Raw genomic sequence first — 20,869 nt, forward strand, 5'->3', positions numbered from 1 at the left:
AACTAAGGTACTAATTGTCTACCAGATGTTTAATTTTCTCATAGGTTAAGGGTTTCGTCAGGAAATCCTTAACTGACCTGTAAGACTGCGCTCTTGTACGTTCTGCGGGATCAATTGTAGAAGAGATGATAACTACATCAATATCTGGCTTTTGTTCCTCCAGGAGCTTTAAAAACGTCCAGCCATCAATCTCCGGCATATTCAGATCGAGTAAAATTAAATCAGGCTTATTTTGCTTCAAATAATCGAGCGCACTTATTGAACTTCCAAACTGCACTACTCTTTTATTTTTGTTGTGTTTGGTAATGATCATATGATGCAGTTTATTGGTTAGCGAGTCATCATCAATCAGCATAATATGTTTGGAAGCTATCCTGGTAGATTCTGCAATAAAATCATCAGCCTCCTGTTCTTTATTGATCAGACTGTTCAGCATTTTAATAATATCATCCAGTTTTTCTGCCTGAAAGTTAATATCTCTCAATAATTCTTTGATCTTTCTCGTATCAAACAATTCCATATCCGGGAAATTCATCAGGCTGGACAAACTTAAGATATTCGTTATCGGCGCGCGCAGATCATGTGAAGCAAGGTGTGAGTACTCATCCAGCAGTTTCATCTGGTTAGATTTTCTGTTGCTGTCAATAATAGTACAAGCCACCTGCGGATTCTCAGGATCAATAAAAACCGGTGTAAGGACGATTTGTAGCAAGACATCATCCATACCTTTCACCTTTAAGCGCTTTTCTATACTGAAAACCTTCCCTTCAAAGCACTCTGCTACAAGCTTAGAAAACGTTCGTTCGTACTTTTGTGAAATGATTTCCACAAAAGATTCCCCAATAGTGGGATTTTTGGCTAAAAAATACCCTATTTTTTCTATGGAATGAATATTAAAAAAAGTAATGTGATTTTTTTTATTAAAAAGAAAATAAGAGTTATCTGTGTAACAATCACAGTAAGCACTAAGCTTCATAGTTGATTTCCTTTAGTATGACACAAATACAAGCACTCATTTAATTTTTTTTTAACATTTAACATCCTACTTTAAACTCGAAATCCTCGTATAAAGATAAACAAATTATGTTTGAAGATGTAATGGATCGATAATTGTCTTTTTTACACCAATAGAATAAAGTCACAAACCAACAAAAAATATATTATTTATGCAAGAAATTCTATCAAAGAAAATATTAGGGAAGAGGATTAAGTCATTAAGACTAGAAAGAGCTTATGCTCAGATTGATGTAGCAAATTTATTGAATTTATCCAGGAGTAATTATTCTCAAATTGAGCTTGGCAATCAATACCCTACATTTAATACGCTTTGTGCGCTTTCAAGGCACTATAAGAAGAGTTATGAATGGCTCTTACACGGAGAAGATAACAACGGGCCACAAGCAGTACTTCCGGTAGCAAGCTTAATGAATGAACTGGAGACCACGCTTAAAAATTTCTCTTCGTGTTTAGAAAAACTGGAAAACGAACTTCAAAGTCTTAAAATAAAAATTGACGTATCTTAAAAATAAGGGTCAATAAAAAAGCCACAACGAAAACGTTGCGGCTTTTTTATTTAATTTTTTAAAGATTATTCTGCCGGAGCAGCGTCAGCTTTAACAGCTTTTTTAGCTGGTGCTTTTTTAGCAGGTTCTTCAGCTACCGGAGCAGCAGCAGCTTCTACTTTTACAGTAGGAACAGCCTTTTCAACAACTTCGCTAATTACACTTGCAGGTAAGATAGAAACGTAAGATTTGTTATCTTGTTTCTTTCTGAAAACTACAGTACCAGCAACAAGAGCGAATAAAGTATGGTCTTTACCAATACCTACGCCTTTATCAGGATGGTGTTTAGTTCCGCGTTGACGTACTAAGATGTTTCCTGCAATTGCTTCCTGACCACCAAAAATTTTGATACCTAAGCGTTTACTATGAGACTCACGTCCGTTTCTCGAACTACCGGCTCCTTTTTTATGTGCCATTTTGTTTTATATTTTATCAACTAACAGTGTAAAACTGATAATTTTTGTTTAACAACTAATTATAAACTGATACCAGAGATCTGGATTTTTGTGAAATACTGGCGGTGGCCATTTTTCTTTTTGTAACCTTTTCTACGTTTCTTTTTGAAAACGATTACTTTATCGCCTTTTAAATGAGACACGATTTTAGCTGAAACGATAGCTCCTGATAATAAAGGGGCACCAACAGAGATATTACCTCCGTCTTCAACCAACAATACATTGTCAAATTCAATACTAGCGCCTTCATCTCCTTGCAAACGGTGTACAAAAAGGTGCTGGTCTTTTGCAACTTTGAATTGCTGTCCTGCTATATTTACTATTGCGTACATTGTTAAATAATTAGTATTTTAAATTGTTTATTTTTTTATCGAGGTGCAAATATAGAATATATATTTATAAATTCATAATGATTTACTTTTTCTTAGTATATCTTTCTTCAGCATCATTGATACTCTGCTCCAAAAGGGTCTTCATTTGCTTGGCCACATCCCGTAATTTAGCGATATCACTATAATCAGTAACAAAAATCACCTTTTTAGTTTTACGTTTATAGTTAAACTGCATCACATAACGCAGTACTTTAGATTTATTAAGGTCAGTTCCGGCATTGGCAATGACATCAGGAAAATTCCAGAATCCAATCTCGCTCGCCTTATTATGAATATAAATGATATCATTCTGTCTTAACTTCACATTGGTTTTGATCAGCGAATCTTTTGAATTCAGGTACTGATAGTCCCCTGTAGCAGAATCATAAGAATTCACCAGGTCATTACCTGCTCCCCATTTGAACTGAAAAGAGACAAATTCATCCGATCTGAAGGGCGCATTTTTAATAATAGGCATATAATAAAACACACAGTAGGCCAGAAAAGGAACTACAATAGTGAGCAGTAGAAATATTTTTTTCGCGTTGGTACTCATCATTTTTAATCTATATTAATTGGTCTTGCATTCTTAACTTATCTAATCCAGAGGCCCTGTAAGCTCTCCCTCCCACTTGCTGACCACAGCTGTTGCCAGACTGTTACCAATTACATTTGTCGCTGACCTGCCCATATCCAGCAAAGGATCAATACCAATCAATAAGGCCAGTCCTGCTTCAGGAATATTAAAAGTTGCAATAGTACCTGCAATAACTACTAACGAAGCCCTTGGAACACCTGCAATACCTTTACTGGTCAGCATCAGGATCAGCAGCATAGTAATTTGCTGTTGAAACGATAAATGTATCCCGTAAGACTGTGCAATAAATAAGGACGCAAAGGTCATATATAACATTGAACCATCCAAATTAAACGAGTACCCTAATGGTAATACGAAACTCACAATTTTATCTTTACAGCCAAAGCGTTCCAGCTGCAACATCGTTTTCGGATAAGCCGCTTCACTGCTTGCTGTACTAAAAGCAACAATTACGGGTTCTTTCATCCTGTTCATCAGGTTGAATACTCTTCCTTTGAGAATAAGATAACCAATCATAATCAGTACCAGCCACAACAGCAGCATCGTGGAATAGAATTCTCCAATAAATAAAGCATAAGTAGAAAGAACACTTAAACCCTGTTTTGCAATTATCGCTGCCATCGCACCAAATACCGCAAATGGGGCAAAATTCATCACGTATCCCGTCACTTTTAAAATTACATGAGCAACTGAATCAAAAAATTCAATGATAATTTTACCTTTTTCACCAATAGCAGCAGTTGCGACCCCAAAGAACAGGGAGAAAGCTACAATTTGAAGGATTTCATTGGTTGCCATTGCTTCAGTCATACTTTTTGGGATGATGTGTGCAATAAAGTCTTTCATCGATAAAGCCACTTTATGAATCCCAGTATCCTCATGACTGCTTGGAAGTGGCAAATTCATCGCTTCACCCGGTCTGAATATATTGACCATGATCATTCCCAGGAATAAAGACAATAAGGAAGCACTCATAAACCAAAGCATGGTTTTACCGCCAATTCTTCCTACCGCTTTAATATCCCCTACTTTAGCTACCCCAACTACCAGTGTGGTAAAAACCAGAGGAGCAACGATCATTTTAATTAACCTTAGAAAAATATCACTTAATAAAGTAAGTGGTTCCAGCTTTTTCTCTCTTTCAGTTTCGTTATCTCTTCTTATTTTAACGTGCTCTGCTCTTTGTGTCTTCAGTTGCAAGTACTGTACAGATGCTGTATCAGTTCTCTCGCCAATCTTTATATCTAAAGTTTTAATTTGGGCATCTGCACTGGTAATCTTATTGTTATAGGTATCAAATGAGTTTACATTTAATACATATCCTAAGATAACTCCTAGTACCAGTGCTAAAAATATAAAGAATGTTAATCTGTTGTTTTTTGACATTATATTTGGTTGAGTGTTTTTTCCGAGCGTAAAACTACAATAATAAACTTATTTTCAGAATCGGGCACTCCGTTTTTATAGTATTGTGGAAATGCTATATTGCATTTAAAAACATTTTAGCCTTGTAACATTTTACTATTAACCGTGTCAAATAACAAAAATAACGACTCAATTGGATCAGAAAGACATCTTATTTAAGCAAATCTTCGATACTAACTCCAAGAAAATATTCCATTTGTGCTATGGCTATACAGGTGATGCTGAGTCTGCAAATGATCTTTTACAGGAGACTTTCCTTAAGGTTTGGCAAAATCTTGATAAATTCAGGCAGAAATCATTAATTTCGACCTGGATTTACAGGATCGCAGTAAACACTTGTTTAACTTATCTCCGTTCGGAGAAAAGACAGGCAAAGGACGAACTAACGGAAAATATTATTGAGAACAGAGTAGAAGAATTCTCTGAAAAAAATGAGCAGGTGGCTCTTTTATATAAATCAATATCCAAATTAGAAGAAAACGACCGTTTAATTATTACTATGGTTCTTGATGAACTTCCTTATCATGAGATAGCGGATATTTCAGGAATCAGCGAAGGAAATCTTAGGGTTAAGATTCACAGGATTAAACAAAAACTCACCGAATTATACAATCATCATGCAAGAATTTGAACATATACAGTCTCTTTGGCAATCACATTCTGTGGAGGTAAAAATCACTTCAGAAGAGATGCTGGATCAGGCAAAAAAAGAGGTGAATTCCATTCGAACCAAATCGCTCTTTAATATTGGCGGAATGGTTATATCATTCCTGGCGATCAGCTCCTTACTGGTTTATTTTGATTTCAGCTCGTGGGCTACATTTTTAGGAATCGGAATTATCGTAAGTGCAGTAGCGATCTATACGGTTTTATTATACAGAGAACACCTGTTGATTTCCCGGAACGATTTCACAGAACATCCAGGGGCATTTCTGAAAAAACTTCATGAATACCAGTTAAGCCGTTTCAATTTGTACAATAAGCTTTACTGGTTTTATGCCGCAGCAGTATCAGTTGGTTTCATTCTTTTCTTCTTTGAAACACTGAACCACCTGAATACCTGGGTACAAATCGCAATCGTACTATTTACAGTAATCTGGATGGGCTTCTGTGCAACCATCCTGCGTAAATCTTATATGAATAAAGAAAAAGAGCGCATTGACCTTTTAATTGAGAAATTTGAAAGAATCAGTGCGCAGTTTAAAGAATCCGTTTAATTAGCTTAAAGAACAAGAGGATTACTCTTGTTCTTTAACTTCATCTACAGAAAAGCTATTTCCTCTCAACCCGTAATGCAGCATTTTCACTGCACCATTCTTCTGCGTACTATCCGAAGAATTAACAATAGGAAATGACCTGAACAACTCTCCGTTTTTTTGGATAAATTTATCATTCCCACCATAAATCTTCTTCATTTTAGCGCTTAAAGGCGGAAAGCTGATTTTATTAAAGCTGCCATTATATTCATAAACGTTAAGATCTCTGACGTTCTTTTTACTCAGCAATTCGATATACAATTCCGGGTTACCATCATTGTCCATATCCATATTCCAGGCATCTGTAATTATACCATCGCGTTCTACAGAGAGAGATTTATAATTATTTTTTGTTGAATCGGACATCAGGATCAGGTAGCCACCCAGGCTATCCACTCCTCTCCCCCAGCTTAATACTTCAAAGTGAAGTCCTGGTTTGATCACGATATCCTTATGAAAAGGAAAAGTTCCTGCGGTATTTTTAGCCACAGCCTTCACATCGGCTGCCGGAGAAATTTTAATCGGCTGATCCTGTTTACAAGCAAACAAAAATAACAATCCCACACAAAGTGCAGACTGCTGTAAAATATATAGTTTTCGTCTCATTTTGTTCATTTTATTTTAGCAATTTATACTAAAAAAGCGTTTTAACCAAATATAAAGCCTGTTTAAAATTCAAATGATGAATTTCAAACAGGCTTTATATTGCAAGGAATAAAAGAGAAATTACTTCGCTCCGTTATTTAAAGGAGTTTCTGAAATTACACTTCGTTTTCCTTTTGGCGTGATCACAACGGTCTTCAATAAAAGTTTAGTGCCCTTAGGTACATTGACTTTTAATGCAGAACGATATTGATTAGAAACATCAGATGGAGTGGTTCCATCTAAAGTATAATAGATTTTAGCTCCCTGAACGGGTACTTTCAAATCAACAGTAATATCTTCGCCATCAATTTGCTGATCAGACTGGCCTACCGGAACCGGGACCCAGTAATTCGTGTTTGTTTTATCCAGACGTGCTAAGTGCAATGGGATTCTTTCTTCAGAAAAGTTCTTAAAGTTCTTTCTATCTAATGGAGACCATGCAATTTCAGCTAAAGCGAACATTCTTGGTAGAATCATATATTCTGCTTTCTCAGGACTTTCAATATATTCTGTCCATAAATTAGCCTGTACACCTTTAATATATTTCTTTTGATCTGCTGACAAAACTTCTGGAACAGGATCATAGGCATAAGCGACCGAATAAGGTGAATTTCCGCCAATATTAACAGGCTCACCACTTGATTTTGACTGTGCATGGTCAAAGTATAAACCTTGATTTCCCGGCGTCATAATTACATCATGGTTAAGTTTTGCAGCAGCAATACCACCTTCAACCCCACGCCATGACATTACTGTCGCATTTGGTGCTAATCCACCTTCTAAAATCTCATCCCATCCAATGATAGATCTTCCTTTAGAATTGATATATTTTTCTATACGCTGAATAAAATAACTTTGCAGTTCATGCTCATCTTTCAAACCTTTTTCTTTAATCAGCTGTTGACAGAAAGGAGATTGTTTCCAGTATTCTTTTGGACTTTCATCCCCCCCAATATGGATATATTTCGAAGGAAATAAGACCATTACCTCATCTAAAACATCTTCTAAGAATTTAAAAGTATATTCAGTTGGTGCAAATACGTCATCAAAAACACCCCATTGCTGCTGTACCTGTTTACCTTTTCTTGAGCCAGCCCAAGGTGTTTTAGGATCAACAAAGGTATCTCTGTCCGGAAAACAGCTCAACTGGGGATAAGCCGCGATTGCTGCTGAACTGTGACCTGGTAATTCAATTTCAGGAATTACAGTCACAAACTTTCTTGTCGCATAAGCAACAACTTCTTTCACTTCATTTTGTGTATAAAAGCCTTTATAAGGTGTATTGTCAGAAGTCACTCCAGGATGATGGCCTACAACAGAACCATTTCTTTCTGCGCCGACAGTGGTCAGCTTAGGATACTTTTTAATCTCTATTCTCCAGCCCTGATCTTCTGTCAAATGCCAGTGGAAATTATTCAGTTTATAAGCTGCCATCAAGTCAATATACTTCTTAATGAAAGAGACAGGGAAAGTATGTCTTCCTACATCCAGGTGCATTCCTCTATATTGGAATCTTGGATAATCTTTGATGATACTGGCAGGTACATCAATTTCCTGACCCTTCTTCTCCGGCATCATTTGCATCAGTGACTGCACACCGTAAAAAAGACCAGCCCCTTTTCCGGTAACCGTAATATTGCGGGCAGTAACCTGGAGCTCATAACCTTCAACTGGCAATTTTTCAGCGCCAACAGAACTTAATACGATAGCACGCTCATTAGTGGCCGCTGCTTGAGACGGTCTCAATGCAAAACCGCCCTGACTGGCGATATAAGCATTCAAGATATCTGCCGTTGCCGCATTGGAGGTTTCATTGGAGACCAGTACCACAGTTTTGTCCAGTTTAAATACACCGGCCTTTTTTTCTACTGATACCGGTGCAGGTATAATACCTAAGTTTTCATCCGTCTGTGCGCTTACACTCAGCGTGACACAGGCCAGAATAAGCCCTGAAATGATTTTCTTCATGATTTTGATTAAAGTTTATATTTGGTTCATTGTTTGGTTAGCTCAATAAATGCGGGCGTGCTAAAAACACTTCCCATAAAAACTCACCGAAGATCGTATTCGTCCAGGCAAACCATGGTCTTGTAAAAATTTCAGGATGATCCTTTTTAAAAGACTCATGCATAAAACCAGTACCAGCATGCGTTTTTTTCAAGGCAGCAATACATTGTTTAATCTCTTCGTCATCTGTACTGGTCAGTCCTCTGCAAATAATACTCAGCGGCCAGATCATATCCTGCTGCTCTACATGCGGACCACCAATCCCCTCTATATCTTTCCCTTTATAAAAATATGGATTATGTTCTGATAGCGCAAATTTTCGGGTATTCTGATAAATAGGATCTGTTACAGGCACTGCATTCAGGTAAGGAAGAGAAAGTAAACTTGGCACATTCGAATCATCCATCAAGTTTACGTTGCCAAATCCATCCACTTCAAAAGCATAAATTTTTCCATAAACAGGGTGTTCAACTACTGCATATTTCTGGATTGCAGTTTCTACTTCTGTTGCCAAAGCACTCAGTTCAGCAGCAAAAGCTTCTTCTTTGAAAATTGCCCTGAACATTTCTGCCACTTGTTTTAAACTCACTACCGCGAAAAAGTTAGAAGGAATCAGGAAAGGAAAGATTGTAGCATCATCACTCGGTCTGAACATCGAACAGATCAATCCTACAGGTTTTACCGGGAAGCCATACCCCGCCATGGGTAAACTATCTGTTGGCTTAGCTGTATCACGTTGAAAATGATAAGGTCCCAAACCTGTTTTACGTTGTTGCTCTTTAAAAGTTTTCAGGATCGTACGGATAGAGGTCTTCCATTCCTCATCAAACGGCGTAGCATCACCAGTCATTTTCCAGTAATTATAAGCCAGGCGCATCGGGTAACAAAGCGAATCTATTTCCCATTTACGTTCATGAACACCAGGCTGCATATCGGTATGGTCACCTGCCCATTCACTTTTCTGTTCTCCATCTTTGTAAAATGCATTCGCATAAGGATCTTTAATTACATAATGTGCCTGACGATGGATAATCCCTGCAACTAACTGTTGTAATTTTTTATCTTCTTTCATAAAAGCAAGATATGGCCATACCTGCGCAGAGCTATCTCTAAGCCACATTGCATCAATATCTCCGGTGATCACATAAGTATCAGGTTTGCCATCTTTCATCGCAAAGGAAACTGTCGTATCCAGCGTATTCGGCAAACAGTTATTAAATAACCAGCCTAACTCTTTATCAGAAACCTTCTGCTGAAATTTAAGAATCGCTTTTTCTACCGCCGGACTACTGAATTTTCTCTTATTCAACGGTACTCTTACATTTGGATAAGCTAACTCAAATGCGCTTAAATCCTTACTCAAAAACAAACCAGCAGTAAGCAAACCTGTACTGGTAATGAAATCTTTTCTGTTCATCTATATTTGGTGTTATTACGCCTGCCTCCGGGCAGGCGCTTATTATAATTTAATACGTTTTGCTCTTTACTTTATATCCTGTCGCTGCATAATAAAAGATAAATGCATAACAAGGAACCATGATCCAGTAAGCTTGCTGTGCATTTAACGCATCTGCAAGCGCACCATAACAAAGCGGAATGATTGCTCCCCCCGCGATACCCATAATTAATAAAGAAGAGGCTATTTTAGTAAATCTGCCCAGTCCGGAAAGCGCCAGCGGCCAGATTGCCGGCCAGACCAGCGAATTTGCAAGACCAAGCAAAGCAATAAACAGAACGGAAGTATAACCCGTAGTAAATATCGCAATTACAGTCAATACAATACCAAGTACTGCAAACCATTTCATCGCATTTTCCTGGCTGATATATTTTGGGATACAAATGATACCGATCAGATAACCAAGGATCATTCCCATTAAAGTAAAAGTGGTAAAAAACTTAGCTGTGGAAAGTGGGATGCCCTGATAATGCGCATAACTGATAATTGTATCACCAGCCATTACTTCTACCCCTACATAAAGGAAAACAGTCATTACACCTAACAACAAGTGAGGAAATTGCAGGATACTTGTTTTACCGGCAGTAGCCTGCGAAACAGCTTCATCTTCCTGGTCTGTATCTATTTCCGGTAAAGTTGAAAAGTAGATTAGTACAGCTAAAATAATCAGTACAATAATAATGATTACATAAGGCAGGATTACTCTTGATGCCAATGCATTCAGCTCAGCGATTTTCTCTGCCGGATTCATCAAAAGCAAGCGGTCATGAAAACCATCGGCATCCTTTAAAGCAATAGCGCCCAAAACGATCGGTGCAATTGCACCGGCCACTTTATTACATATCCCCATAATACTGATCCTTTTCGCTGCACTTTCAGCAGGCCCCAGAATCGTGATATAAGGATTAGAAGCCGTTTGCAATAAAGCAAGCCCTGTTCCCTGGATAAATAATCCCAGTAAAAACAAACCATAAGTACGGGTCAATGCTGCCGGAATAAAAACCAGTGCTCCAATCCCCATCACGACAAGCCCCAAAGCCATTCCCTTTTTATAACCTGTAACTTTAAGCACACTGGCAGATGGGATAGCCATTACGAGATAACTGATATAAAACGCAAACGCAACCAGGTAAGACTCAAAATTATTGAGCTCGCAAGCGAGTTTCAAATAAGGGATCAACACTGAATTTAACCAGGTTACAAATCCGAAAATAAAGAATAGGGCACCAATTATAATAATAGGTGGCATTCCTTTTTTAGCTGTTGTTGTCATTGAATATTAGGGTTTAGGTTTAAGCAATTAAAACTTCCACTTCACAAATGCTTCCATAGCTTCATATTCAGCTAGTCCAAGTTGATCATAAGCCCTGGCAGTTTCCTGCGTACGTGCTTCTGCCCTTACCCAGAATTCTCTTGAATCCTCACCCGGAAAAACAGGCAGGTCCTTTTGCGACTGATGTTTGAAGATAGCCAGTTTCTTTCTTTCCACTTCTTGTGGGGAAAGTGGTACAGCCATCTCAATTTCATGGGTTTCAAACTCATGCCATGCACCTCTGTATAACCATAACCAACAATCTTTTGTCCAGCTCTCTGTTTTTCTCAAACGGGTCATTGCTTCTACTAAAATATTGAAACAAACTTTATGTGTGCCATGCGGATCTGCAAAATCACCTGCAGCAAAAATCTGGTGCGGTTTTACTTCCTGTAGCAATTCCATCGTTTGCACAATATCATCTTCAAAACTCACATCTTTCTGAAACTTGCTTCTGTCATAAAAAGGAAGATCCATAAAATGGATACGCTCATCGATTACACCAGCAAATCTTGCCCCGGCAATTGCCTCACCTTTACGGATCAGTTTTTTTACCGTACGGATTTCTTCCGGATCTGTCTGATTAGGTAATTTTGCACTGATAAAATTACGCATGTCATTGTAAGTATCTTTCAAAGCTTTTGCATCCTCACCTCTTGACTCTGCAAAATCTATATTGAATTCCATGAAACGCAATACATCATCATCCCAAACCGCAGTATTACCTGAGGTTTGATAAGCAACGTGCACCTGATGCCCCTGATCTGCCAAGCGGATAAAAGTACCGCCCATAGAAATTACATCATCATCCGGATGCGGAGAGAAAACGATCACACGTTTCAATGCGGGCTCTGCACGTTCCGGACGCTGGCTATCGTCTGCGTTCGGTTTACCACCCGGCCAGCCAGTGATTGTGTGTTGTAATTTATTGAAAATATGAATGTTGATCTGATACACCGGGCCACGTAAAATAGCCAGTTGTGCCATACCATTATTGTTATAATTATCTTCAGTTAACTTCAGAATAGGCTTGTTTAATGTTTTTGCTAACCAGATCACGGCCTTGGTAACCTGCTCATCAGTCCAGGCACAATCTTTAACTAACCATGGTGTATCAAAACGGGTCAATGAAGAGGCAGCATCCTGATCCAGAATAAATTCTACATGAGGTGATAATTGTAAATAAGTAGCCGGTACATCAGCAGACAATTCTCCCTCTACAGCTTTTTTTACAATCGATGCTTTCTTCTCATTCCAGGCCATCAAAATGATTTCCTTGGCCTTAAAAATAGTACCTATACCCATTGTAATGGCTTTGGTGGGTACATTGGCTACTCCACCAAAATCACGGGAAGCATCTCTTCTGGTCAACTCATCCAATGTTACTAATCTCGTTCCTGAATTAGGGGCAGATCCTGGTTCATTGAAACCAATGTGGCCCGTTCTTCCTATCCCCAGCACCTGTAAATCAATACCGCCAAAACTGCTGATTTTCTGCTCATACTTCAAGCAGAAATCTTCAATATCTTCTCTCTTTAATTCACCATCCGGGATATTAATGTTTTCCCTTTTAATATCAATATGATCAAAAAGGTTTTCATTCATGAAACGAACATAACTTTGATTCGATCCTGGTTTCATTGGATAATACTCATCCAGATTAAAAGTCACCACATTGCTGAAGCTAAGCCCTTCTTCTTTGTGCAGGCGGATCAGCTCTTTATATACTTTCACAGGAGTGGCTCCGGTAGCAAGGCCTAAAACAGCCTGTTCTCCTTTTTCCTGTTTTGACAGCATAAGAGATGAAATTCTTTTTGCGACTTCAATACTTGCAGTTTGTTCATCAGCGTAAACACTGACCGGCAACTTTTCGTATCTCGTCTCTTCTAATAAATTTAATCTTGACATGTTTATATTTGTGAGGTTTGGTTCTAGGGATTAATCTGGATGGTTTGTTCCTGTCCAACATAGTTGGTTAAAGTGATCATTGGCAGTGAAGCACCTTTTTCAGGTTGATAATCTATAATGATTTTTTTGTCTGCCCCCGGAAGGATAGAGAAATAGTTATCCTCATAAAATACCGGTAAAACTCTTTTTTTAGTTTGTGCATTCACCAGGGAAACTCTGTTGAAAAAGCTAACAGGGCCATTGGCCGGGTTGCTTAAAGAAACTTCAATCTGTCCGCTTTTCAACTGTTTTGCAGTCATTTTAAGTGCAGAACCTTTTAATTCATTCAGTCCTGAATAACCGCCTTTACTATCGGCTAACCAGTATAAATTAGTACTCAACAAGTTTTTATTTTCATCCAGTAACTGTAAAGAAAGGAATGAACCTTTTTTAGCCGAAAGTTCATCTACAATCTTTTTAACTGACATTACCTTTTTAGTACTTGCCGGATCAAGGAAACAGAATACTTTAGTTAAAGAAGTCTCTTTTCCGTCCATATCAAATACCCTGGCGTCCAGCATGATGTTTTGTTTGCCTTTAAAGCCATTGTTGACCACCATCAGCATCCCATCTACAGGATTATACATAGCGTGTAATGGCTCACTTCCAGAACGTAAACCAAATAAACAAGCATTCGGGTCCAGGTAATAATCATACATCTGTCCACGCATCGAAGTCCATGGATTCTGTGTTTTCCAGATAATTACTCCAGTATACCATTCCCACATGTGTGCGCTGAAACCCTCCATTAATCCTCTGTACTGATCATAGTTTACCAATTGTGCTTTCTTTGCAAAATCAGCAACATCCGCAGGCTTGCCATAAGGAAGAATATGTTGCTCATAACCTACTCCCAGATAGTTGTGGTAATCCCATACAGAATCAACTTTTTCAGAAGGCCCTTTTGCTTCACGTTTTTCCGGAGTTATATAAACAGGCGCTATTAAATTAGCCTTAGGAATAAATCTTTCCAGAGATTCCAGATCTCCAACACCTACGGAGCCTACTTCAGAGTTAAAAGGGAAAGTTCTGTCTTTCCAGAATGTGCTTACATCCTGGATTGTATAAGGCCCGTCACCATTTCCACCAATTGTATTCAACGACATGCTGTCTGAATTTGAATAATCAATAAACCAGCGTGTACCATCTAGTTTTGGTAGAATTGAATCACGTAATGGAATCAGGATATCATCTGGTGGGGTAATCTCATTTCCTCCGCACCAGATAGCTAAAGAAGCATGGTTACGTACCATTTTAATCATGTCTGTAGCCGATTCAAGAAACAAATGATGGTCATCAGGGTATTTTCTGCGTTTCCATTGATCTTCCAGTTTCATTGGATCTTCCCATCTGCCGTTACAATCACCCGACATCCAGAAATCCTGTAAAACCAGCATTCCATATTTATCACAAGCCTGGTAAAACTCAGGACGCTCAATTAAAGCTCCACCCCAGATTCTGATCAGGTTCAGGTTCATATCACGGTGATACCTGATTTCTGTATCATATCTGGCATCCGTAAAGCGAAGCATCGCATCAGAAATGATCCAGTTACCCCCTTTAATAAATATCTTCTGTCCGTTGACTAAAACTTCTTTACTTTTAGTGGTCACATTCCATGCTGTCTGAATCTCTCTGATCCCTACATTTACAGTCTGGCTATCACAAAGTTTAGTACCCTTTTCTAAAAAGCTGATTTTTAAAGCATATAAATCCTGTTTACCGTAACCAGCAGGCCACCATAATTTAGGATTGGCGAAACTTAATTCAGGAAGATTGATTTCATTGGTACTGTTAGGCTTCAAGGTAACCGATTTGGTCACCTTCTGTCCACCCATCGTATAAACCAGGTTCCCTGTTACAGGTCTGGCAGTTGTATTTTTAAGTTCAGCAGAAACCTTGATAATTGCAGGTTGCTGTGGTCCGGAAGCTTCACGCTTTCCAGGTACAAGGGTAACCACATGTGGATTATCCAAACTTACACCGCCTGTTCTTTCAATATATACTTTATCCCAGATTCCAGTATTTCTATCTCTGATTGGACGGATCCAGTCCCATCCGGCAGTATATTGATGGGCTACACCTTTTGCAATAGTTCCATCACCACCTTGTCCGCCATTTGGGTTACCCACTTCATCGGGAGGATAAACGATTACTGCTAACCTGTTGGTTCCGCTTTTAGAAAGCAATGAGGTAATGTTAAAAGTTTTCCGAAGGTACATTCCTTTGAAAGGTTTGTCATTTACTTTCTTACCATTCAGGAAGATATCACAACTGTAGTTAATTCCTCTGAACTTCAACCACACCTGGCCATCAGCTCCCGGAATTGCTTCCTTAAAATCTTTTGTGAACCAGTAAGTATAATAGTCCCTTCCTGTTTCATAAATATCAGGAATCAGTTTATTATTCATTCCAAAAAAAGGATCCGGCACTTCTTTATTTTCCAGCATGGTCGTGAGTACAGTTCCAGGAACTACTGCTTTTTTCCAGCCTGACAAAGAGAAAGTAGCGTTAGAGATTTCAGTGCCTTTTGCTTTTACTTGAGTAGATGGCATACATAGCCAGCCCGAATTGAGTTCATATTGATCTTGAGCTGATGACTGATTGAATGTTGCAAACAAGATCAGTAAGGAAAACAGCATTTTGAGCAATCGGAATTTGGTGGTTTTTGACATTACGGATTTGTGTATTTATTTGGTTTTTAATATAATGGTATAAATATGTTCAAATTTTTTCATAGGATGAAGAATTGCTGTCAAACAAGAAGTTCTGACAGCAAAAAGAACGTAACCAGGCAGAAGATCATTCAAAAAAAATGAAGAAGCTGGTCTTTAAAAGAATTGCATTTTATAATGATTTATATTAACAGTAAATTAAATACCGTAATACCCTAAAATTATTTAAAAATCTAATACCAAACACGTTGTTAAATCGCTTTAGCTTATTAAATTGATGAAATTATAATAAAATATGGAGAATACAAAACACAACAAGTCATTTATTTAGATGTTTGAAAGATAAAACACTAAGGCAGTGTTTTTTAAGGCAGATATTAAGCCTTGTAATATGATTATAACAATTAATCAACCTTATCTATTAATACAAATTTAATTTTTAACACAAAAAGGCCCGTCAGTAAAACTAACGGGCCCAATATCAATTGGATGATACCCTGTTTAAGAAACAGCTTTCACTTCATGTTCTTTAGCCGCAAGATAACGTTCTGCATCCAGCGCTGCCATACAACCTGAACCCGCAGCAGTTACTGCCTGGCGATAGTAATGATCCTGAACATCACCAGCAGCAAAAACACCTTCAATATTTGTTTTTGTTGTTCCGGGAATAGTTTTAAGATAGCCTGTATCATCCATTTCCAACCAGCCTTTAAAGATGTCAGTATTCGGTTTATGACCAATAGCCACAAAGAATCCTTCTACTTCCAGATCTTTTTCTTCACCAGTCTTGTTATTTAAAATTTTCAGACCAGTTACATTTTTACCATTTCCTAAAACTTCTTTGGCCTCAGAATTATAGATCACTTCAATATTTGGCGTATTTAATACACGGTGAACCATTGCTTTAGAAGCTCTGAATTCATCACGGCGTACTAACATATATACTTTCTTACATAATTTAGCCAGGTAAGTTGCCTCTTCAGCAGCAGTATCTCCTGCACCTACAATAGCCACATCCTGATTTTTGAAGAAGAATCCATCACATACTGCACATGCAGAAACTCCAAAACCATTGTAATGCTGCTCACTAGGTAAACCTAACCATTTTGCAGTAGCACCAGTAGAGATGATTACCGTATCGGCAGTAATAGTTTTAATCTCATCCACCACAACCTTATGCGGTGTAGCAGAGAAATCTACTGAACTTACATAACCAAAGCGGATATCTGAACCAAAACGTTCTGCTTGTTTGCGGAAATCTTCCATCATTTCAGGGCCCATGATTCCATTAGGGTAACCCGGGAAATTATCAACATCAGTAGTCTGCGTCAATTGTCCTCCAGCTTCCATTCCGGTATACAACACAGGTTTCAAATCTGCTCTGGCAGCATAAATTGCAGCAGTATAACCTGCCGGCCCTGAACCTATGATCAGACACTGAACGTGTTCTATTTCTTGAGAAGTATTCATCTATTTATTTATTAATATTATGATAGCTTATACACCCGTAAGTTTTACAGGTGATCTTATATTCTTTTTAATGTACGAAATTAAGTTTTAAAGCGGGATGCACAAAACCTAAAGCGATTAATTCGTCCTGGCACGCTCTGCCTGCTTTTCGCGGAGTTTTTTACCTTTTAAAGTAGAAACCAGCTGATCATTAACGTACTCATTTTCCTGTTTACCACCGTTGAGTGTCCAGGTACCTTCTTTTTTTCCATTGGTATATATACCAGATAACTGCTCCTCACCCCTGCTATCAAAAGCTTTATAAGACCCGTGGATAATCCCCTGCGCAAAAGTAATGATCTGCTTCATTTTACCGTCAGGATAAAAACTAATCCAGCGGCCATCACGTCTTCCGTTCCGGTACGCACCAATCAGTTCAATGTATCTTTCTTTTCCGTTGATCTCAAAGCCATCATTTCTATTGTTATTTTCAGGGGTAATCCAGTTATAATAAACGAATTTACCAACAGGGACTTCCATATTATCATCCCTGAAAGAACCAGAAGCCAACAATACACCGCTAAAATCATACTTTTTAAAAGTATAAACCGTATCTCCGGTAATTTTACCCAGCACAGCATAAGTTACTGCCTGAGTTGAATCCAGCGTAAGCTGATCTTTACCATCAAGCAAAATCGTTTTGATCTGGGCATAACTACTTAACCCAGCAAACAGAAGAAGAAAACAAACAAGTATCCGTTTCATTGTTATACAAAGTTAGGGACTAGGTCTGGATAATTCCAACATTGAATTGTCTTTTTATCGGGGACTGATTTGCCGCTTCAATTCCCATGGAAATAACCTTACGGGTCTCCAGCGGATTAATAATTCCATCTACCCATAACCTGGAAGCTGCATAAAAAGGAGTGGTCTGGCTATCATAGCGATCAGTAATCTCTTTCAGCAATTCAGCTTCCTTCTCCGGAGTAATCGTTTCTCCTTTTGATTTAAGTGAAGCTGCCTGAATTTGTAACAAAGTCTTTGCAGCCTGAGATCCACCCATCACCGCAATTTTAGCACTTGGCCAGGCATAAATCAAGCGTGGATCATAAGCCTTACCACACATCGCATAATTACCCGCGCCATAAGAATTACCAATTACAATCGTGAATTTAGGGACTACAGAATTTGCTACCGCATTCACCATTTTTGCGCCGTCCTTAATAATTCCGCCCTGTTCCGATCTGCTGCCTACCATGAAACCTGTTACATCCTGTAAGAAAACCAAAGGGATTTTTTTCTGGTTACAATTCATGATGAACCGTGCCGATTTATCCGCACTGTCAGAATAGATTACACCACCAAACTGCATTTCGCCTTTTTTAGATTTGACTACTTTCCGCTGATTCGCAACAATACCGACAGCCCAGCCATCTATCCTGGCTAAACCGCAGATAATACTCTGACCGTATTCTTTTTTATATTCTTCAAATTCTGAATTATCTACCAGGCGGTAAATGATTTCATGCATATCATACTGTTTCTCCCTGTTTTCAGGCAGAATTCCGAATATATCCTCAGGATTTAATTTTGGTTCCTGAGGCTTCACCCGGCTAAAACCAGCCGATTGAGGTTCCCCCAGCATACTCATGATATTCCGGATGCTATCCAGTGCGGCCTGGTCATTGGGTTGCTTGTAATCTGTAACACCAGATATTTCACAATGTGTGGTTGCCCCACCCAATGTTTCATTGTCAACATCTTCACCAATGGCAGATTTCACCAAATAAGAACCCGCAAGAAAAACAGAGCCAGTCCCTTCTACAATCATAGCCTCGTCACTCATGATTGGCAAATATGCCCCACCAGCAACACAAGAACCCATAATTGCAGAAATCTGTACAATTCCATCCGCAGACATCATGGCATTATTCCTGAACATTCTTCCAAAGTGTTCCTTATCAGGAAATATTTCATCCTGCATCGGCAGATAAACCCCGGCACTATCTACCAGATAAATTACCGGAAGTCTGTTTTCCATCGCAATTTCCTGCGCACGGAGATTTTTCTTGGCAGTCATTGGGAACCAAGCTCCTGCTTTCACAGTAGCATCATTAGCCACAATCATACACTGACGTCCAGAGACGTAACCAATCCCACAAATTACTCCGGCAGATGGACAGCCTCCTTGTTCTGCATACATACCGTCAGCAGCAAAGGCCCCTATCTCCAAAAATTCTGTTTCTTTATCGATCAGGTAAGCTACTCTTTCCCTGGCCAGCATTTTACCTTTTTCTTTTTGCTTCGCCGCGCTCTTTTCTCCCCCTCCAGCAAATATTTTCTTCAGCTTTGTTTTAAGTTCATATACCAGCTGCTTATTAATATCTTCGTTTTTGTTGAATTCGATGTTCATTCGGGCAAGATAAGCCATTCTACCAAATTATAGAAAGAGAAATGCAAATTTTACAAGATAAAATCGCCCTTATTGTCAATAAGACACATTATATATTGGTTGATTAGCTCAAGTTTCTATCCTCAAACCAAACGGAATCAGGTGCAACTTTAAAGTCCATCATTTTTTGTAGTAACTCAACTGGCTCTGTGGCATCAATAACCAGTTTCCTGTTATTTGGCGTCAACAATTTATGCGCAACCATTACATCCAGCTGCGCAAATAAATGATCGTAAAAACCACCAACATTCAATACACCAATAGCCTTATTATGTAATCCTAACTGTAACCAGGTCAGTACTTCAAAAAACTCTTCCAAAGTCCCGAAGCCACCAGGAAGGATAATAAAACCATCCGAAAGATCGGCCATCTTTTGCTTACGCTGATGCATATTCTCGGTAACAATCAGTTCGGTAACCTCTAAATTCCCAACCTCTTTATCCAGTAAAAACTGGGGAATTACACCAGTTACCAACCCTTTACGGTTCAACACTTCTTCCGAAATAATCCCCATTACACCCACACTGCCTCCACCATAAATCAGGCGGATATTATGATCCACAAATGCCTGCGCCAAATTTTCTACAGCCGCTCTTAAAACAGGGTCGCCGTTAAAATTAGCACCACAATAAACACAAATCGATTTCATTCAAAAAAATTATTTAGTATCAGTTTTAGGCTTTTTAGTATTTGCAATAAATGCATCTCTCAAATTCGCCAGATCAGCAACCAATTGTTCTTTAATAGCCTGGAAATCAAAATCCAAAGTATTAAAAGAGTAATTCTTAAAAGTAAGTTTATAACTTAAAACCAGTGGTCCCAATTCATAAGTTGACTCTTTAACAGCCTCTTCCAGTTCCAGACCGTTCTCAGTAAAAGTGATATTTTCAATCAGGTTATTCAAAATCTGTTTTTTATCTTCTCTATGGCCTTCCCGGTCATAAACGAAAGTAAATAAAGCCTCAGCGTAATTTCTGATTGAATCCATGATCGCCAGGTTCTCTGATATCGCCTTTTTCAATTCCTTCTTAATTTTAGCGCGTGTTTCATTACGTCCTTCAAATCCTGTTGCCTCATCCTCAGCCAATAATTCTGACTGATAACTTTTTAAGGCCTCAATGCCAAGGAATGATAACTTAACACCGTCTTCCGATTCTTCCAAAAAAGCAGGTTTTGCTATTTGATCAAAATCACTTATATAAACACCCGCAACAGGTACTTCAATTTCTATTCTCATCAGATTCTATGCTATATATAGT

Annotated in this window: 19 protein-coding genes; 3 read left to right on the forward strand and 16 right to left on the reverse strand. The window is 38.5% G+C overall.

Annotation, left to right across the window (positions count from 1 at the left end):
* Positions 1 to 10: 10 nt before the first annotated feature.
* Positions 11 to 976 (reverse strand): response regulator, encoded by a 966-nt coding sequence (locus AY601_RS12380; protein WP_068401379.1) that lies wholly within the window; start codon positions 974 to 976, stop codon positions 11 to 13.
* A gap of 190 nt (positions 977 to 1,166) precedes the next feature.
* Between AY601_RS12380 and AY601_RS12385 the strand changes: the two genes are divergently transcribed.
* On the forward strand, positions 1,167 to 1,523 hold the full coding sequence (locus tag AY601_RS12385) for a helix-turn-helix domain-containing protein (RefSeq protein ID WP_068401381.1): 357 nt from the start codon (positions 1,167 to 1,169) through the stop codon (positions 1,521 to 1,523).
* Positions 1,524 to 1,588: 65 nt separating this feature from the next.
* Here AY601_RS12385 and rpmA read toward each other — a convergent pair whose 3' ends face one another.
* The 4 genes from rpmA to AY601_RS12405 form a co-directional block, all read right to left on the reverse strand.
* Complete coding sequence (gene rpmA / locus AY601_RS25330) at positions 1,589 to 1,978, reverse strand: 50S ribosomal protein L27 (RefSeq protein ID WP_084359233.1); 390 nt, start codon at positions 1,976 to 1,978, stop codon at positions 1,589 to 1,591.
* Positions 1,979 to 2,037: 59 nt separating this feature from the next.
* Entirely contained in the window at positions 2,038 to 2,349 is a 312-nt protein-coding gene (gene rplU / locus AY601_RS12395) for a 50S ribosomal protein L21 (protein ID WP_068401388.1), read from the reverse strand.
* An 82-nt stretch (positions 2,350 to 2,431) separates the two neighbouring features.
* A complete protein-coding gene (locus AY601_RS12400) occupies positions 2,432 to 2,947 on the reverse strand; it encodes a hypothetical protein (protein ID WP_232324585.1) in 516 nt (171 codons plus the stop codon).
* Between the two features lie 39 nt (positions 2,948 to 2,986).
* Positions 2,987 to 4,372 (reverse strand): dicarboxylate/amino acid:cation symporter, encoded by a 1,386-nt coding sequence (locus AY601_RS12405; RefSeq protein ID WP_068401400.1) that lies wholly within the window; start codon positions 4,370 to 4,372, stop codon positions 2,987 to 2,989.
* Positions 4,373 to 4,544: 172 nt separating this feature from the next.
* Between AY601_RS12405 and AY601_RS12410 the strand changes: the two genes are divergently transcribed.
* Both AY601_RS12410 and AY601_RS12415 read left to right on the forward strand, forming a co-directional pair.
* The gene (locus AY601_RS12410) at positions 4,545 to 5,042 is read left to right on the forward strand and encodes an RNA polymerase sigma factor (RefSeq protein WP_068401403.1); all 498 of its coding nucleotides are present in this window, start codon (positions 4,545 to 4,547) and stop codon (positions 5,040 to 5,042) included.
* Positions 5,029 to 5,628, forward strand: coding sequence for a hypothetical protein (locus tag AY601_RS12415; protein WP_068401405.1), 600 nt, complete (start codon positions 5,029 to 5,031; stop codon positions 5,626 to 5,628). Before AY601_RS12410 ends, AY601_RS12415 begins: the two co-directional genes overlap by 14 nt.
* Before the next feature lie 21 nt (positions 5,629 to 5,649).
* Here the strand turns inward: AY601_RS12415 and AY601_RS12420 are convergent, their stop codons facing one another.
* The 11 genes from AY601_RS12420 to AY601_RS12470 form a co-directional block, all read right to left on the reverse strand.
* Positions 5,650 to 6,273, reverse strand: a complete 624-nt coding sequence (locus AY601_RS12420; protein ID WP_068401407.1) for a hypothetical protein — start codon at positions 6,271 to 6,273, stop codon at positions 5,650 to 5,652.
* A 120-nt stretch (positions 6,274 to 6,393) separates the two neighbouring features.
* Positions 6,394 to 8,280 (reverse strand): beta-N-acetylhexosaminidase, encoded by a 1,887-nt coding sequence (locus AY601_RS12425; RefSeq protein ID WP_068401411.1) that lies wholly within the window; start codon positions 8,278 to 8,280, stop codon positions 6,394 to 6,396.
* A 37-nt stretch (positions 8,281 to 8,317) separates the two neighbouring features.
* A complete protein-coding gene (locus AY601_RS12430) occupies positions 8,318 to 9,736 on the reverse strand; it encodes a glycoside hydrolase family 125 protein (RefSeq protein WP_068401414.1) in 1,419 nt (472 codons plus the stop codon).
* A 49-nt stretch (positions 9,737 to 9,785) separates the two neighbouring features.
* Positions 9,786 to 11,048 carry a sugar MFS transporter gene (locus AY601_RS12435; protein WP_068401416.1) on the reverse strand — a complete coding sequence of 421 codons (1,263 nt, stop codon included), beginning with the start codon at positions 11,046 to 11,048 and terminating at the stop codon, positions 9,786 to 9,788.
* A 27-nt stretch (positions 11,049 to 11,075) separates the two neighbouring features.
* On the reverse strand, positions 11,076 to 12,995 hold the full coding sequence (gene nagB / locus AY601_RS12440; protein ID WP_068401418.1) for a glucosamine-6-phosphate deaminase: 1,920 nt from the start codon (positions 12,993 to 12,995) through the stop codon (positions 11,076 to 11,078).
* A 23-nt stretch (positions 12,996 to 13,018) separates the two neighbouring features.
* Positions 13,019 to 15,709, reverse strand: a complete 2,691-nt coding sequence (locus AY601_RS12445; RefSeq protein ID WP_084359235.1) for a glycoside hydrolase family 2 protein — start codon at positions 15,707 to 15,709, stop codon at positions 13,019 to 13,021.
* Between the two features lie 501 nt (positions 15,710 to 16,210).
* Positions 16,211 to 17,179: a thioredoxin-disulfide reductase gene (gene trxB / locus AY601_RS12450; RefSeq protein WP_068401421.1), complete on the reverse strand. Its 969-nt coding sequence runs from the start codon at positions 17,177 to 17,179 to the stop codon at positions 16,211 to 16,213.
* Positions 17,180 to 17,296: 117 nt separating this feature from the next.
* A complete protein-coding gene (locus AY601_RS12455; protein WP_068401423.1) occupies positions 17,297 to 17,923 on the reverse strand; it encodes a toxin-antitoxin system YwqK family antitoxin in 627 nt (208 codons plus the stop codon).
* Between the two features lie 19 nt (positions 17,924 to 17,942).
* Positions 17,943 to 19,571: an acyl-CoA carboxylase subunit beta gene (locus AY601_RS12460; protein WP_068407494.1), complete on the reverse strand. Its 1,629-nt coding sequence runs from the start codon at positions 19,569 to 19,571 to the stop codon at positions 17,943 to 17,945.
* A gap of 103 nt (positions 19,572 to 19,674) precedes the next feature.
* On the reverse strand, positions 19,675 to 20,259 hold the full coding sequence (locus tag AY601_RS12465; protein WP_068401425.1) for a TIGR00730 family Rossman fold protein: 585 nt from the start codon (positions 20,257 to 20,259) through the stop codon (positions 19,675 to 19,677).
* Positions 20,260 to 20,268: 9 nt separating this feature from the next.
* Positions 20,269 to 20,847 carry a hypothetical protein gene (locus AY601_RS12470; protein ID WP_068401426.1) on the reverse strand — a complete coding sequence of 193 codons (579 nt, stop codon included), beginning with the start codon at positions 20,845 to 20,847 and terminating at the stop codon, positions 20,269 to 20,271.
* Between the last annotated feature and the right edge of the window lie 22 nt (positions 20,848 to 20,869).

This window comes from Pedobacter cryoconitis, from assembly GCF_001590605.1.
In the GTDB taxonomy this organism is placed as follows: domain Bacteria; phylum Bacteroidota; class Bacteroidia; order Sphingobacteriales; family Sphingobacteriaceae; genus Pedobacter; species Pedobacter cryoconitis_A.